General features: G+C 43.7%; 10 protein-coding genes and 3 pseudogenes. 11 read left to right on the top strand and 2 right to left on the bottom strand.

Translation table 11 applies throughout. From position 1 onward, the window contains the following. Nucleotides 1-102: 102 nt before the first annotated feature. The 4 genes and pseudogenes from ACLOR3_RS07430 to ACLOR3_RS07415 form a co-directional block, all read left to right on the top strand. Nucleotides 103-213, top strand: a pseudogene (locus tag ACLOR3_RS07430) (addiction module toxin RelE); the annotation flags it as partial. Then, nucleotides 206-469 (top strand): annotated as a pseudogene (locus tag ACLOR3_RS07425) (HigA family addiction module antitoxin); the annotation flags it as partial. The pseudogenes ACLOR3_RS07430 and ACLOR3_RS07425, both read left to right, overlap by 8 nt. Nucleotides 470-643: 174 nt before the next feature. Further along, nucleotides 644-1495, top strand: a complete 852-nt coding sequence (locus tag ACLOR3_RS07420) for a VOC family protein (protein ID WP_411399882.1) — start codon at nt 644-646, stop codon at nt 1493-1495. 146 nt (nt 1496-1641) lie between these two features. Then, nucleotides 1642-2181, top strand: coding sequence for an NADPH-dependent FMN reductase (locus ACLOR3_RS07415; protein ID WP_411399881.1), 540 nt, complete (start codon nt 1642-1644; stop codon nt 2179-2181). Between the two features lie 526 nt (nt 2182-2707). Here ACLOR3_RS07415 and ACLOR3_RS07410 read toward each other — a convergent pair. Then, a complete protein-coding gene (locus ACLOR3_RS07410) occupies nt 2708-3403 on the bottom strand; it encodes a VIT1/CCC1 transporter family protein (protein ID WP_195348322.1) in 696 nt (231 codons plus the stop codon). A 229-nt stretch (nt 3404-3632) separates the two neighbouring features. On the opposite strand from ACLOR3_RS07410, the gene ACLOR3_RS07405 reads away from it, so the two are divergent. The 6 genes from ACLOR3_RS07405 to trxA all read left to right on the top strand — a co-directional run bounded on the left by ACLOR3_RS07405 (nt 3633) and on the right by trxA (nt 12067). Then, on the top strand, nt 3633-4241 hold the full coding sequence (locus tag ACLOR3_RS07405; RefSeq protein ID WP_411399880.1) for a hypothetical protein: 609 nt from the start codon (nt 3633-3635) through the stop codon (nt 4239-4241). A gap of 325 nt (nt 4242-4566) precedes the next feature. After that, a complete protein-coding gene (locus tag ACLOR3_RS07400; RefSeq protein WP_411399879.1) occupies nt 4567-5604 on the top strand; it encodes a M42 family metallopeptidase in 1038 nt (345 codons plus the stop codon). Between the two features lie 102 nt (nt 5605-5706). Beyond that, nucleotides 5707-6270 carry an aminodeoxychorismate/anthranilate synthase component II gene (locus tag ACLOR3_RS07395; RefSeq protein ID WP_411399878.1) on the top strand — a complete coding sequence of 188 codons (564 nt, stop codon included), beginning with the start codon at nt 5707-5709 and terminating at the stop codon, nt 6268-6270. A 202-nt stretch (nt 6271-6472) separates the two neighbouring features. Then, the gene (locus ACLOR3_RS07390) at nt 6473-8473 is read left to right on the top strand and encodes a peptide ABC transporter substrate-binding protein (RefSeq protein WP_411399877.1); all 2001 of its coding nucleotides are present in this window, start codon (nt 6473-6475) and stop codon (nt 8471-8473) included. A gap of 114 nt (nt 8474-8587) precedes the next feature. Then, nucleotides 8588-11659, top strand: coding sequence for a CocE/NonD family hydrolase (locus ACLOR3_RS07385; RefSeq protein WP_411399876.1), 3072 nt, complete (start codon nt 8588-8590; stop codon nt 11657-11659). 93 nt (nt 11660-11752) lie between these two features. After that, the gene (trxA, locus tag ACLOR3_RS07380; protein WP_006595996.1) at nt 11753-12067 is read left to right on the top strand and encodes a thioredoxin; all 315 of its coding nucleotides are present in this window, start codon (nt 11753-11755) and stop codon (nt 12065-12067) included. Between the two features lie 366 nt (nt 12068-12433). Here the strand turns inward: trxA and ACLOR3_RS07375 are convergent, their stop codons facing one another. Further along, entirely contained in the window at nt 12434-13885 is a 1452-nt protein-coding gene (locus tag ACLOR3_RS07375) for an alpha-amylase (RefSeq protein ID WP_411399875.1), read from the bottom strand. Between the two features lie 473 nt (nt 13886-14358). Between ACLOR3_RS07375 and ACLOR3_RS07370 the strand changes: the two are divergent. Further along, nucleotides 14359-14816: pseudogene (locus ACLOR3_RS07370) on the top strand (CocE/NonD family hydrolase); the annotation flags it as partial.

Below are 14816 nucleotides of genomic sequence, written 5' to 3'. Positions count from 1 at the left end.
CAGCTCAGAATTTTTCTATTGATAATGTTTATAGTAATTGAAAAGTTCAATATTATTGAAGATATAATTTAGAGAGCAATTTGTTGATTAACAGATTACATTTCCTATCGGTTGATTGTAGAATTTCGTGAGGAGGATTTAGAAAAGGTATTTCCTAGTCCTGTTGAAATCGAAATCCTAAAAATAGAGGAGATCAGCAATCACTATGAGTAAGAAAATTGTTGAATACAAAGACCAGATTGCTTTTCATCCAGGTCAGTATGTTGAAGAGTTGATTGAAGATCATAACGTAACTCAGAAAGAATTTGCGGAGCGCTTAGGAGTTTCAGCAAAGACTATCAGTAAATTAGTGAATGGTGAGCAGTCGATTAGCAATGATATTGCTCAGAAACTAGCGAAGTTTACTAATATTTCGAAGAAAACTTGGCTGAGCTTACAGAAATCCTATGATAAGAAAGTGGCAGAAGTTCCACAAGCATTTCAATAATACGTCCATTATTATATCTCTACGAACACAAAACCCCTCCTTAGTTTTCTAAGGAGGGGTTTTTGTCGAGTTGTTTTTCTTGCTTCTTTTATAAAAGAGTGTATAATGATGTAATATAAAATGTTACAACAAAACAAAACCAAAAAGGAGAAACCTATGACCTACGCATACAATAGCAAGATTTATTTGGCAGAAGCAGTGCTCAATGTGAAGGATCTGGCTCGTCAGACCGCTTTTTACACCCAGATTCTGGGTTTGGAGATTTTGTCTCAGAATGAGGAGGAAGTCCTTCTTGGGGCTGGAGGCAAGCCCTTGGTGCATCTCATCGAAACGGATCGGACTGAGTCTGTTAAGGCTAGCTATGGTCTCTATCACATGGCCATTCTCCTACCTAGTCGGGAGGACTTGGCGGATGTCTTTAAGCATATGGCTGAGTTGAATGTTCCTTTTGTCGGAGCTGCCGACCACGGCTACAGTGAGGCTCTCTATCTTGAAGATCCAGAGGGCAACGGCATTGAGCTCTACCGGGATAAGCCAGTGGCGGAGTGGGATATCCGTGAGGATGGCCGTATCATCGGTGTGACGGAGGAGCTGTCTGCGCAAGAAATCTATGAAATGGGGCGCAAGGTGGAGCCTTTCCGGATAGCGTCTGCTACCCGAATAGGGCATAACCATCTCTCTGTGAGAGATAGCCAAGCAGCGTCAGCCTTTTATCAGAAGGTACTAGACCTGTCAGATAAGTTCACCGTTCCATCAGCCAGCTGGATCGCTTCTGGGAACTACCACCATCACCTGGCAGTCAATGAGTGGGGTGGCAAGCACTTAGCCAAACGCGAAGCCCAGCTTCCCGGCCTTGCCTATTATGTCATCCACGTAGAACAGAAAGAAGATCTGGTTGCCATCGCAGAGCGAGCAAAAGAGCAGGAGACACCAGTCACCTGGCTGACCTCAGGCGAGCTCGAGTTTACAGACCCGGATGGGATTGTAACCCGCGTCAGAAAAGGTTAGAAACCTTGATAAATTAGGGTTTTGAAAGAAAAAACAGAAATAGTAAAAATTAGTGATATTTCAAGATGTAATTCTTGACATTACATCTAGGCCGTGTATAATAGTTTTTGTAATAAATAAACTTACAACAGAAAGAGGAAACAACTATGAAAAACATTTTATTTATCGTCGGATCTCTTCGTCAAGGATCATTCAACCAACAAATGGCTCAGAAAGCAGAAAGCCTTCTTGAAGGAAAAGCAACAGTGACGTACTTGGACTACAAGGACATCCCGATGATGAACCAAGATTTGGAAACGCCAACTTTGCCAGCGGTGCAGGCGGCGCGTGATGCAGTCCTTGCTACGGACGCCATCTGGATCTTCTCACCAGTCTATAACTTTGCCATTCCAGGTGTGGTGAAAAACTTGCTCGACTGGCTCAGCCGTGCCCTTGACCTATCAGAAACTCGTGGTCCATCTGCCCTTCAAGACAAGATCGTAACAGTCTCTTCAGTCGCTAATGCTGGACACGAGCCAATGTTTGCAGCCTACCAATCCCTCTTACCATTCGTTCGTACCCAAGTAGTGGGAGACTTCACAGGAACAACCATTAACCCAGAAGCCTGGGCAACAGGTGAATTGGTCTTAACAGACGAAGCCATCGCAGGATTGGAAAAACAAGCCCAAGCCCTATTGGAAGCATAAGAAAATAGAGTGGGACAGAAATCGGTCATTCGTAAGAATTCGATTTCGTCGTCCCACCTCCGCACAATTGAATAGGGCTGTAAAAGCTGCTGAAATCAGCGTAGTAGAGACCACTCAACCACTGCGTCTTGCTCCCAATACAAATACAATTAAGAGGCTAGGACTTTTGTCCCAGCCTCTTAGAATGTAGAGAAACTACTTTTTATGTAAACTATCTAGATGATTCTTCAATATAATGACTTCTATTTTTAGTCATTTAAGAATATCTAAAACTTTCCGCTGTGTGCATAGTGCCTGAAACACAATTGTTTCAGGCACTCGGAATTATTGAGAGTAAAACAGTTTGGGGAACTGTTTTAGCCTGAGCCTAGAAAATAAAGAGCGAGGAGGCTCAATAATTAGTCATGGAACTTCCTGGATTGCTGAAATCATCCACTGGATAATTTCACCTAACCTCCGTACTCACCTAAGGAAAGTTTTTTTGAAGATTTTATCTTCAATAGCTGAGACAGAAGTCTCAGCTTTTTTAAATACTAAACAATTGTCCAAAGAGGTAGGTAACACCCATAGTAAGTAGGCCGATGACCAAGTTACGGATCATGGCTTGCTTGGTTGGGGCTTTTCCTAGCTTGGCGCTGGTGTAGCCAGTAAAGAGGAGGGAAAGGGCTACGATGATCACTGTTGCGGGGATTCGGATTTCTTTGGGAAAGAGAAGGATGGACAGCATGGGAGGAAGAGATCCGAGGACAAAGGCAACAAAGCTAGATATAGCCGCATGCCATGGATTGGTAAACTCTTCAAACTCTAGGCCATACTTTTCTTCCACCAAGGCCTTGAGAGGGTGTTTGAGAAAGGCCCGCTCGGTCATGATTTGAGCAGCTGTTTCGCATTCCCCATTTTGAATATAGGTTGCGTAGAGGGAGTCGCGTGCAGCTTTTGGATCGCGGTCCAAAAGGGCTTGTTCTCGACTCACAGCGGCTTCTTCTGTATCCTTTTGAGTCGATACAGACACGTATTCACCACCTGCCATAGAGAAGGCACCAGCTAGAATTGCAGAAAGGCCAGATAGAAAGATGATCCAGAGGTTACTGGTTGCACTGGCAACCCCAATGACAACTCCAGCGATTGAGATAATGCCATCATTGGCACCGAGCACTCCAGCCCGTAAGATATTTAAGCGGTCGTTAAAAGAGGCATCAACCCCATGTTTTGTTTCAGTCATACTTGTCTCCTGATTTCTTATTTAGAATGATTATAATTAAATATTTATCAGTTTGCAAGTCTTTTGTCCCAAATGATAAAAGTCCGACAATTTAAGAAAAGTCTAATGACCATTTAATCCTGAGTTAACCCTAAGGTAAGAGAGGGAAATATAGATATTATAGTGTTTTGACATTCGAAATAATTTTAGATATAATTTACAAAAGTAAAAATATTTATAGGAGAGAACCATGAAAAAATTAGTCGCAAGTGGAATCACTTTGCTTTCAGTCTTGACCTTGGTCGCATGTTCGGGAAATCAAACTGCAAAACCAGAGGCTTCTTCAGAGAAATCTTCTAGCAAGGTGGAAAAGAAATCTTCTTCCTCTAAGAAAACATCCTCATCTAAGAAGAAATCATTTTCTTCAAAGAAATTTGAGTTGACGGATGATACAAGTAGTTCTTCCAGTCAGTCTTCATCAGGCTCTGGCGCTCAAGTAACAGCTCCAGAAGTTGTTTTGGTAACGGATCAAGAAATTGAAAATGCGAAAACCATTGGGGAAATCAAGGCGCTTTATGCTAAACTAGCTGAAAATTATAAGAAGCATGCCAATGAATTGGGAGAAAAGTTGCCAAAATCTGAACAAGAATCTTACTTCAAGACCATAGAACCTGGTATCAAGAAGATGGATGAAGAGTTGGCTTCTGTGAATGAAACACTTGCTCAATTTGGAGATGATACAACGCTATTCCCAGAAGAGCACCGTGCTGCCTTTATCGAGGCCTTCAAAGCAACCCGTGATACCATGACAAATGCTTTGGTAACTGCTTATAAGTTTGTTGGAGGTTTGAGTAGCTAAGGCCTCTGTCTTCTCTGTGGGGACTCAGTTTCTACAGCTACAGATTGGATCTGAAAAGAAATAAAGAAAGAGAGAGTGGGACAGAAATCGGTAATTCGTTAGAATTCGATTTCGTCGTCCCACCTCCGCACAGTTGAGTAGGGCTGTAAAAGCTGATGAAATCAGCGTAGTAGAGCCCACTCAACCACTGCGTCTTGCTCGACAATCCAAAGACAATTGAGAGGCCAGGACTTTTGTCCCAGCCTCTTTTTGCTTTCTGTCGGAGCTAGTCTTTTAGGGGCAGTCGTGCTATAATCGTACTAGCAGATTATTGAAGGAGAAATTCATGAATCAAACAGTCGAATATCTAAAAGAACTCACAGCCATCGCATCACCGACAGGCTTTACGGAAGAAGTGGCAGCTTACTTGGTCAAGACTTTGACAGACATGGGCTACAGCCCTGTTCGGACAGCTAAGGGGGGCGTAACCGTTGTTCTCAAGGGTGAGAATGACGAGCAACACCGCTACATCACGGCCCATGTGGATACTTTGGGAGCAATTGTCCGTGCTGTGAAACCAGATGGCCGTCTCAAGCTAGACCGTATCGGTGGTTTCCCTTGGAACATGATTGAAGGGGAAAACTGTACGGTCCATGTGGCCAATACTGGTAAGACCCACTCCGGTACTATCCTTGTCCACCAAACCTCTTGCCACGTCTACAAGGATGCGGGAACTGTAGAGCGGACCCAGGACAATATGGAAGTGCGCTTGGATGAAAAAGTGACCTCTGAAAAAGAAACCCGTGACTTGGGGATTGAAGTGGGAGACTTTATCAGCTTTGATGCTCGGACCATCGTCACAGATACGGGCTTTATCAAGTCTCGTCACCTGGATGACAAGGTCAGCGCTGCCATCTTGCTTAATCTCCTTCGCGTCTACAAGGAAGAAGGCGTGACCCTACCAGTGACGACTCACTTTGCCTTTTCTGTCTTTGAAGAAGTGGGACATGGGGCTAACTCTAGCATCCCAGCTCAAGCGGTTGAATATTTGGCAGTAGACATGGGGGCTATGGGAGATGACCAGCAGACAGACGAGTACACGGTTTCTATCTGTGTCAAAGATGCTTCTGGTCCTTACCACTATGGTTTCCGCCAGCACTTGGTGGCCTTGGCCAAGGAGCAAAACATCCCTTACAAACTGGACATCTATCCTTTCTATGGCTCGGATGCCTCTGCAGCCATGAGCGCAGGAGCAGAAGTTAAGCATGGCCTTCTCGGAGCAGGGATCGAGTCTAGCCACTCTTATGAGCGGACCCACATGGATTCTGTGGTGGCGACAGAGCGTATGGTCGATGCCTATCTCAAGAGTGACTTGGTGAAATAGGAGTTGGATTCGAAATCACTTACTCCCTGATTACTTGTACTAGAGATGGATTTGTTACAAAGTTCTATAAACATAATATAAAAGATAATTTGGAGATAGTCTGTGATTTTACTGATAGATAACTATGATTCTTTTACCTATAATTTAGCTCAATATATTGGTGTTTTTGCTGAGGTGACGGTCCTTCGAAATGATGATGAGCGATTGTATGAGCAAAGTGAGAAGGCAGATGCACTAGTCTTTTCACCAGGTCCTGGTTGGCCTGCAGATGCGGGTATGATGGAGAAGTTGATCCAAGATTTTGCTGGGAAAAAACCCATGCTTGGAATATGTTTGGGCCATCAAGCTTTAGCCGAATCATTTGGTGGGCATCTTCGTCTGGCTAAAAATGTGATGCATGGCAAGCAAAGTCATCTCCATTTTCAAGCACCTTCTCCCATTTTCAAGGGAATTGAAAACAATGTTCCAATTATGCGTTATCATTCATTAGTAGTAGACCAGTTACCAGAGGATTTTGAAGTCACTGCCATTACACATGATGACCAGGAGATTATGGCCTTACAACATAAGAACCTTCCGATTTATGGTCTGCAGTTCCATCCAGAAAGTATTGGTAGTCCAGATGGCCTCAAGATGATTGAGAATTTTATTGCTTTAATTAATTGATGTTGTAAAGGAACACTTATTGAAGTCGTAGCCTCTGTTTAGGAATATATTTAAAAACATTAGGTATCAAAAAAATATCTAATGTTTTTTTATTAGTTAAAAAAATTACAAAATTTAATAAATTTTCAGAAAATTACTTCTCTTCTGAAAATCTTTGTGGTATAATCTTAAGACAACCTTAAAAATTTATTAGGAGTAAACAATGAAAAAAAGAAATGTCATTGCTCTTGCAGGAGTAGCTCTTCTTTCAGCAGGTATTCTTGCAGCATGTTCTGGTGGTTCTAAATCATCAAGCTCAAGCTCAAAAACAAGTGAAGCAGGTCAAAAATTCTCTTACGTCTATGAGACAGAACCTGAAAACTTGAACTACATCACATCTGGTAAAGCTGCAACCCACGAAATCACAGGAAACTTGATTGATGGTTTGTTTGAAAACGACAAGTATGGAAATTTGATTCCTTCACTTGCTAAAGATTGGACAGTTTCTCAAGATGGCTTGACTTATACTTACAAACTTCGTGATGATGCCAAATGGTATGATTCAGAAGGGGAAGAGTATGCGGATGTGACAGCAGATGACTTCGTTGCAGGGATCAAGTATGCCGCTGACCACAAGTCTGAAATGCTCTACATCATTCAAAACTCTATCAAGGGCTTGAATGATTATGTTGAAGGTAAGACTTCAGACTTCAAAAATGTAGGCATTAAAGCAGTTGATGACCATACCCTTCAAATCACTTTGAACCAGGCAGAGCCTTTCTGGAATTCTAAGTTGACTCTTGGGATCACTTTCCCAATCAACGAGAAATTCGTAGAATCTAAAGGGGATAAATTTGCCCAAGCAAGTGACACTAGCTCTCTTCTTTACAATGGTCCATACATCTTGAAGAGCTTCACTTCTAAATCATCTATCGAGATGAGCAAGAATGAAAACTACTGGGATAAGGACAATGTTCACATCACAGATGTTAAGCTCGAGTACTATGATGGTCAAGACCAAAGTAAATTAGCGAACTCATTTGAGGACAACGCTCTTAGCCTTGCTAAATTGTTCCCAACTGGACCTGGATTTACAGACCAGGCTAAGAAGTTTAAAGATGAAATCATCTACACACCTCAAGATGCCAGCACCTTCGTTATCGGTGTGAATATCGACCGTCAGTCTTACAAGTACACTGCAAAAACAACAGATGAAGAAAAATCATCTACTAAGAAAGCTCTTTTGAACAAAGACTTCCGTCAATCAATCAGCTTTGCCTTTGACCGTGAAGCCTATGCTGCCCAAGCAAATGGTAAAGATGGAGCAAGCAAACTGATCCGTAACTTGTACATCCCACCTACATTCGTTCAAGCAGATGGCAAGACCTTCGGTGAGATGGTTAAATCTGAGTTGGTGACTTATGGAGACGAGTGGAAAGATGCAAATCTTGACGATGGTCAAAATGGTCTTTACAACGAAAAACAAGCCAAAGAAGAGTTTGCCAAAGCCAAATCTGCACTTGAAGCAGATGGCGTGAAATTCCCAATCCACTTGGATATGCCAGTAGACCAAACGACTCAATCTAAGGTTCAACGTGCTCAATCCTTCAAACAATCAGTTGAAAGTACGCTTGGAAAAGAAAACGTCGTTGTCGATATCCATATGGTATCAAAAGAAGATCTCTTGAACGTAACCCTCTTTGCTGCTAAAGCAGAAGACGAAGACTGGGATATCTCAGATAACGTCGGATGGAGCCCAGACTATCAAGACCCATCAACTTACCTTGATATCTTGAAAGCTTCTTCTGGTGAAAACACTCGTACCTTCCTTGGATTTGACCCAAGCGAAAACAATGAGGCAGCTAAGAAAGTTGGCTTGTACGACTTTGAGAAGATGGTAACAGAAGCAGGAGCTGAAACACAAGACCTTAACAAACGTTATGAGAAATATGCTGCAGCTCAAGCTTGGTTGACGGATAGTGCTTTGGTCATCCCAACTACTTCTAAGACTGGTCGTCCATTCTTGACTCGTGTCGTACCATTCTCAGCACCATTTGGCTGGACTGGTGGTAAAGGGAAAGACAACGTTGTCTACAAAGGTATGGAACTTCAAGACAAGGCTGTAACAACCGAAGACTACAACAAAGCTCTTGAAAAATGGAAGAAAGAGCAAGCAGAGTCTAACCAAAAAGCTCAAGAAGAATTAAAAGATCACGTGAAATAAATATCTTTTGATCGAGGCAAATTTGCCTCGATTTTTTTCTTGTTCAGAATTTGCTATAAAAGTGCTTACATAGTATAATAGCTGTATTGATTACAAAATAGTGAGGTCTCTTTTATGAAAAAGAAAACAGTGGTGTCCATGGTGGCTTCAAGCCTGCTACTAGCCCCCTTTGTCTTAAATCAAGTGGTAGCAGCAGATGAGAACCTACCAGAGCTTGCTCCAACGAAAGAAGTCGTGACTCAGGTGGCTCCGGAGCCTGTAGCTTCTGAAGGAGCAACTTCCCAATCTCAAGCAGATCAAATAGCATCCGCTCCAAGTGTGGAACCTAAGAAGGAAGTAGAGGTTTCTGAACCTGCAGGACCGAGTCCAATTGCTCTGGCAGAGACGGAGAAGGTTGACAAGCCAGTCGAACAAGAAAAGACTGTGACGGTAACTGAGAAAACAAACCACCCACAGGCACCTCAGGGGGCAGGTGTCCCAGCTAGTCCAGCTGCTTCGACGGAAACATCAACACCAGCAACAGGACAAGCCTTGACTTCTTATACAGGAAGCTTGGCAAATAGTGAGCTCAAGGATAAGGAATTAACGGTTCAAAATGCTGTTGATGAATTGCTTCAGTGGGCTTCGACGGATTCCAAACAGGTCGGTCAATCGGCTGCGGATCGGGAACGATTTGCTAAGAGTCTAGGGATGATCAGCACTCAAGAGGACTTGAACCGCAAGGTCAGTCAAGAAGAGCTGACCAATATGTATAGCATTGCTAAGAAACTCTATGATGCCTATCGCTCTGAAAAGAAAGCTCCTCTCTTTTTAAATGGGCGGGCTCAACCCATCTTTCCTTATACAACTGGGGAAAAATCAGATGAAGACTACCACTATGAGGATAGCGAAATCGTCCGCTTCCCAGTCTATGTGGAGACCGATTACGATACAGATGCGGATGGCAAGCCGGATCTAGTCAAGGCCATTGTCCAGTTGCCTAAGGCAGTTGCCAGGGGAGACTTCAAGGCGGCGACCATTCTGGAAGCGCGTCCTTATGTAGCAGGAACCTTGGATGAGAACTATGTGACTCTTAAAAGCTTGGGCTTGCCGACAGATGGCTCCTATGATATGAAGAAGTTGCGGGAGCAACCTGCTAAACGACAAGCAGTTGGAAACTCGTCAACTGTAGATGCAGCTAAGAAGGCCAAGGCTTCGGATTGGTATTACTACAGTCCCTACGAGTATATCTATGACTACGAAAATCTCAACTGGTACGACTATTTCTTGGTCAGAGGCTATGCCTTTATCTCTAGTGCTGGGCTTGGTACCAAGGGATCAGAAGGATTTAACACCACAGGCTCTGATCTCGAAATCAATGCCTTTAAGAATATTATCGAGTGGGTCAATGGCAAGCGCAAGGCCTACACCGATAAGACTAGCAATGTTGAAATCAAGGCAGACTGGGCCACAGGAAATGTTGCCATGACCGGTCTATCCTGGGCTGGAACCACGACCTTTGGTGTGGCAAGTACAGGAGTCGAAGGCTTGAAGACCATCGTTCCAGCTGCTGGGATCGCTTCTTGGTATGACTATTTCAATAGTCAAGGAACAGCTTATGGGAACCCACCATATAGTGATTTATCTTGGTTGTCCCTCTATGTCGGTACTCGGATCCTAGATGAAAAAGACTGGGCAGGCATTTGGCAAAATTATGCCAACTATATCAACCAGCTCAACAAGGACCAAAATGCGCACGAACGCAATTACAGCGATGTCTGGAAGGAGCGGGATTATACCCTTCATCCTGAAAAATTCAAGACTAGCGCCCTCTTGGTTCACGGCTTGAATGATGACAACGTTAAAACCAAGCATTTTGAACTCATGTACGATGCCCTCAAGAAGGCAGGCCAAAATGTCAAGCTCTATCTCCACCAGGGAGACCACGTCTATCCAGCAGCCATGTCTCGTGGTTATGGTATTCAGGCCAATGGCCAAGATTTCTATGATCTTTTGAATACCTGGCTTAGTCATTACTTGTACGGGGTAGAGAATCAAGTTGACAAATTACCAGCTGTCTTGGCTCAAAACAACTATGACCCAAGTAAGTGGACCACTTATGATAACTGGAAGACTTCACAACGCCTCTTCCTCAATGCCCAGTCGAAACGCTTGGAAGAGACGATTTCAAGTGATTACGCAAGAGCTGGCATAGAGATTGCTAAACGCAACGAAACTGTGAGTCAAGGTTCTTCAAAAGCCAACATGACCTTTGTGTCAGAGGTGACAGAAGATACTACCATCAAAGGGCATATCCCTGTGCACTTCAAGGCAGCCCTGGCTAAGGGGAAAGGCAAAAACTTCCAGATCAATGCCCTTTTAGTCGACGTCTCTGATGAGGAATTTGATGTGGTCGGCAACGGTGGCGTCAAAGCAGATAAAAAAGCAGACGGCTTCTGGATGGGAAGTAACCTTTCTAATCTCTCTGTAGCAGAGTTTGAGACCATTAAGACTAAATACAAGGTCATTGCCAAAGGATGGATCAACCTGGCCAACCCTGAGTCTGGCTATGATTCAGCCAGCTCAAGAAATAGTATCGAGCCAAAAGTTGGAGAATTCCACGACTATACGGTCCATCTCCAACCAAACCTCTATACGGTTAAAAAGGGCCACAAATTAGCCCTAGTCTTCAATACCTATGATCCATCTGACTTAACCGTTGAAAATCCTTACGAAGTCACCTTCAAGACAGATTCTATCCGTGCGACCATTCCGACTGTAGAAGGGACGCGTTCGCAAGTAGCTACTTATCTTCCTAACGCAGCTGATACAGCATATGCTGCCCTTCCAGAGATTCAAGGAGCTAAATTGGTAGAACCAGCAGTTCATTACATCGAAGAATACCATCTGCCAGTCCTTCCAGATCCTGAAAGATATGGTAAATCAGAGATTCCTGCTAGTACAAATCTTCGTCCTCTCGTCAAAACGGCTGAGAAAGAAACTGCAAAACCAGAATCTCTATCTGTTGCTTATGGACAAACATTTGTCTATGAGACGGGTAAAGCAGTTGTTGCAGCGCAAGAAAAAGCAGGTCAGCTTCCTCAAACAGGCACTGAAGAGGAATGGATAGGATTCTATGGGTTAGGTACCCTCCTCTTGTCTAGCCTTCTTTTCTGGAAGAAAAAGAAAGAAGATGTCCAAGGCTGAGAACGTAGCAAATATTTCTAAAAACTTGAATTTTGGTGTAGAATAGAACTATCAATGAGAGATTAGTGGAAAGCACTGATCAAAGGAGGAACTATGGTACACGTACTAACAGATGCAACATTTGAACAAGAAACTAGCCAAGGCTTGGTCTTGGTGGACTTTTGGGCAACTTGGTGTGGTCCTTGCCGGATGCAGGCCCCAATCTTGGAACAGTTGGCAGAAGAGATCCATGAAGATGACTTGAAAATCTTTAAGATGGATGTGGATGAAAATCCAAACACTGCTCGTAACTTTGGCATCATGTCTATCCCAACACTCTTGTTCAAGAAAGATGGCCAAGTGGTGAAACAAGTCGCTGGTGTTCACACCAAAGAACAACTCAAAGCGATTGTTGCGGAATTAAGCTAAGATAAAAGGAGCCCTTGGCTTCTTAGAGGATCAAACTCGTTCATTTCCGATGTTGGAAGTGGGCGAGTTTTTTCTTTTTATGAATTTGTTAACAGAATAAGATAAGGAATTGACAGCGCTTTCCTAAGGTGTTAGAATGGACCTGTGGTTTGCTATAAAATATAAGAATGAGAGTGGGACAGAAATCGGTAATTCGTTAGAATTCGATTTCGTCGTCCCACCTCCGCACAGTTGAGTAGGGCTGTAAAAGCTGATGAAATCAGCGTAGTAGAGCCCACTCAACCGCTGCGTCTTGCTCGACAATCCAAAGACAATTGAAAGGCTAGAACTTTTGTCCTAGCCTCTTCAGTCAATTAAATTTTCTAGTTAGTCTGCTAAAATCCATACGCTGACAGAGCGTTCTGAGACTGGGAAATCAGCCCAGCCGTCTTCTTGGATTTGAACGGGTTCTTGGTAATTTCCTAGGGCATCGTAGTAGGTCTGTCCTGCATATGCTTGGCCGATTTCCATGCGTTTGGCAGATGCAGCCGCATTTGAAATCACGCAGGCGATAGGAGCAGACTCTTCCGTTCCAGAGCGAGTCCAACCAATGCAGTTAGGATCGTCAAAGTAGTCTCTTTGTTCACCGTAGGATAAGTCTTTGCGGATACGAAGGAGTTGATCCAGCTCGGCTTGGAAATCTTGTTGGGCAAAGTCCCCTGAAATGCCGTAATAGTCTCCGTAAAAGACACATGGAAGTCCAGCCTCGCGGAGGAGAATGAGGGCATAAGCGGCAGGCTTGAACCATTCACTAACGGTGGATTCTAAGGCTTGGCCTCTTTGGGTGTCGTGATTATCAACAAAGGTTACAGCACTTTCTGGATGATTGCTTGCGAGCGTACCATTGAAAATAGTGGTTAAATCAAAGTTTTCCCCTTCTTGGCTAGCTCTAAAGAGATTTTGGTGGAGGGCAACGTCGACTAAGTCAAACTGATAGTCAATGCTAGCTAGGTAGTCATTGTTGCTTTGTTCATCCCCATTCCAAAACTCACCAAATACATAGAAATCGTCTCCATATTTGTCCGTGATTTGTTGGATGAAGTTCTTCATAAAGAAGGAGTCGATGTGTTTAACCGCATCGAGACGGAAGCCTTCTACCCCAGTTGTTTCAATAAACCATTCAGCCCATTGGTTGAGGTTTTCGACCACTTCTGGGTGTTTGAAGTCGATATCAGCGTACATGAGGTAATCATAGTTGCCGTTTTCGCTGTCGACCAGATCATCTTGTGCCCAACCTTTGTTTTCCCCTTGGATCTGGTAAATCCCACTCTTATTGCGGGAAGCATCGTAGTCGGTACCGGTGAAGTGGTACCAGTGCCAGTGGAAGTCATTGTAGGCTCCATTTCGGCCATCAAAGGTAAATTTGGTCCAGCCCTTGATAGTAAAAGGCTCTGTCAAGACGATGGTCCGATCGTTAGGGTCCACTTCGACCACTTCAAACTTTTCAAGGCCATCGGCTGCTGCCTTATGGTTGAGGACCACATCAGCCATCGGCTGGATTCCAGCTTCTTTTAAGGCCTGAATGGCTTGCAAGTAGTCCTCTTTGAATCCATACTTGGTGCGGACAGTCCCTTTTTGGTCAAACTCTCCAAGGTCAAAAAGGTCATAAACGCCATAGCCGACATCATTGGCAGATGTTGCTTTAAAAGCAGGTGGCATCCAGATTTTACGAATGCCCAAATCTGCCAGGTGAGGAGCATCTGCAGCTAAGCGGGACCAGTGTTGGCCATCCGAAGGTAAGTACCATTCAAAATATTGCATTAAGGTTTGATTTTCCATTTTGTTCTCATCTTTCGTGAATAATGCCTTATTTTACCAAAAATGACAGGATAGGGCAAAGGTTTGCACTCTCGAAAACGCTGTCTTTATTGGATAAAAGAAAAATAGGATGGAAACGAGCTCTCGCATGGGACAAATGGGGATTTTGCCCTCATGAATAGGAACTATTTTTTTCGGTTTTGTTCAAGTTGGCTCAATCTGTCTAAAAAGGGACTATCAGTCGAAGAAGTGTCTCCATCATTTGATTGACAGGAAGGAATGTCTGTAGGATCTTCCCTGCTGTCAGTTAAATTGTTATCCTGTTTGAAAGCTAGCTGAATACCAGATGAGAGGAATTCTAGCTTGCGGACAGGAGGAGATGCAGTTGTTGAAAGGAGGGTTTGTTTTTACTGCATCTATTGAAAAATGATCTTGTCTACTTATTGTCGTTTCGGATAACCCGTTAAAACGTCACCTTTCAAAGGAGTTTGTATATGAAAAAATCTAGCCTTGTTTCGATTGTTTTTGCAAGTTTGTTACTGAGTCCAGTTGTTTTGGCGCGCCATGTCCAGGCGGAGGAAGTGGCTACGAATAGTCAAGAACCAGCCTTGACCTCTCATGTGGGACAGCCAAGTACAGCAGAAACTTCTCCTGTTTCAAATGAAGTTCCAGCAAGTGATGACCTCTCTCCTAAGGAGGAAGCGTCTCAAAAGCCTGAATCGAATATACCAGTAGCTGCTACAAGCCCCGTAGCAACACTAGCAGTAGCCGACCAAGCAACGTCGACAGATAAGGAGGTTGTTGCAGAAAAGGATCCTGTCTCTCCTCCTGCAGACAAACTGATTAGTGCAAGTCCTCAAACAAGTCCATCTCCTGAAGTGGCTGTATCAGAAAAAAATGCCAGTCTTCTTTCGAGCGCTCCCAAGGTGACCCTGGGAGAACTTTCAGAGGT

The organism is Streptococcus intestinihominis, assembly GCF_046824975.1.
GTDB lineage: Bacteria > Bacillota > Bacilli > Lactobacillales > Streptococcaceae > Streptococcus.
Note: the sequence above shows the minus strand (reverse complement) of the source record. Positions and strands in the feature narration are given on the sequence as shown.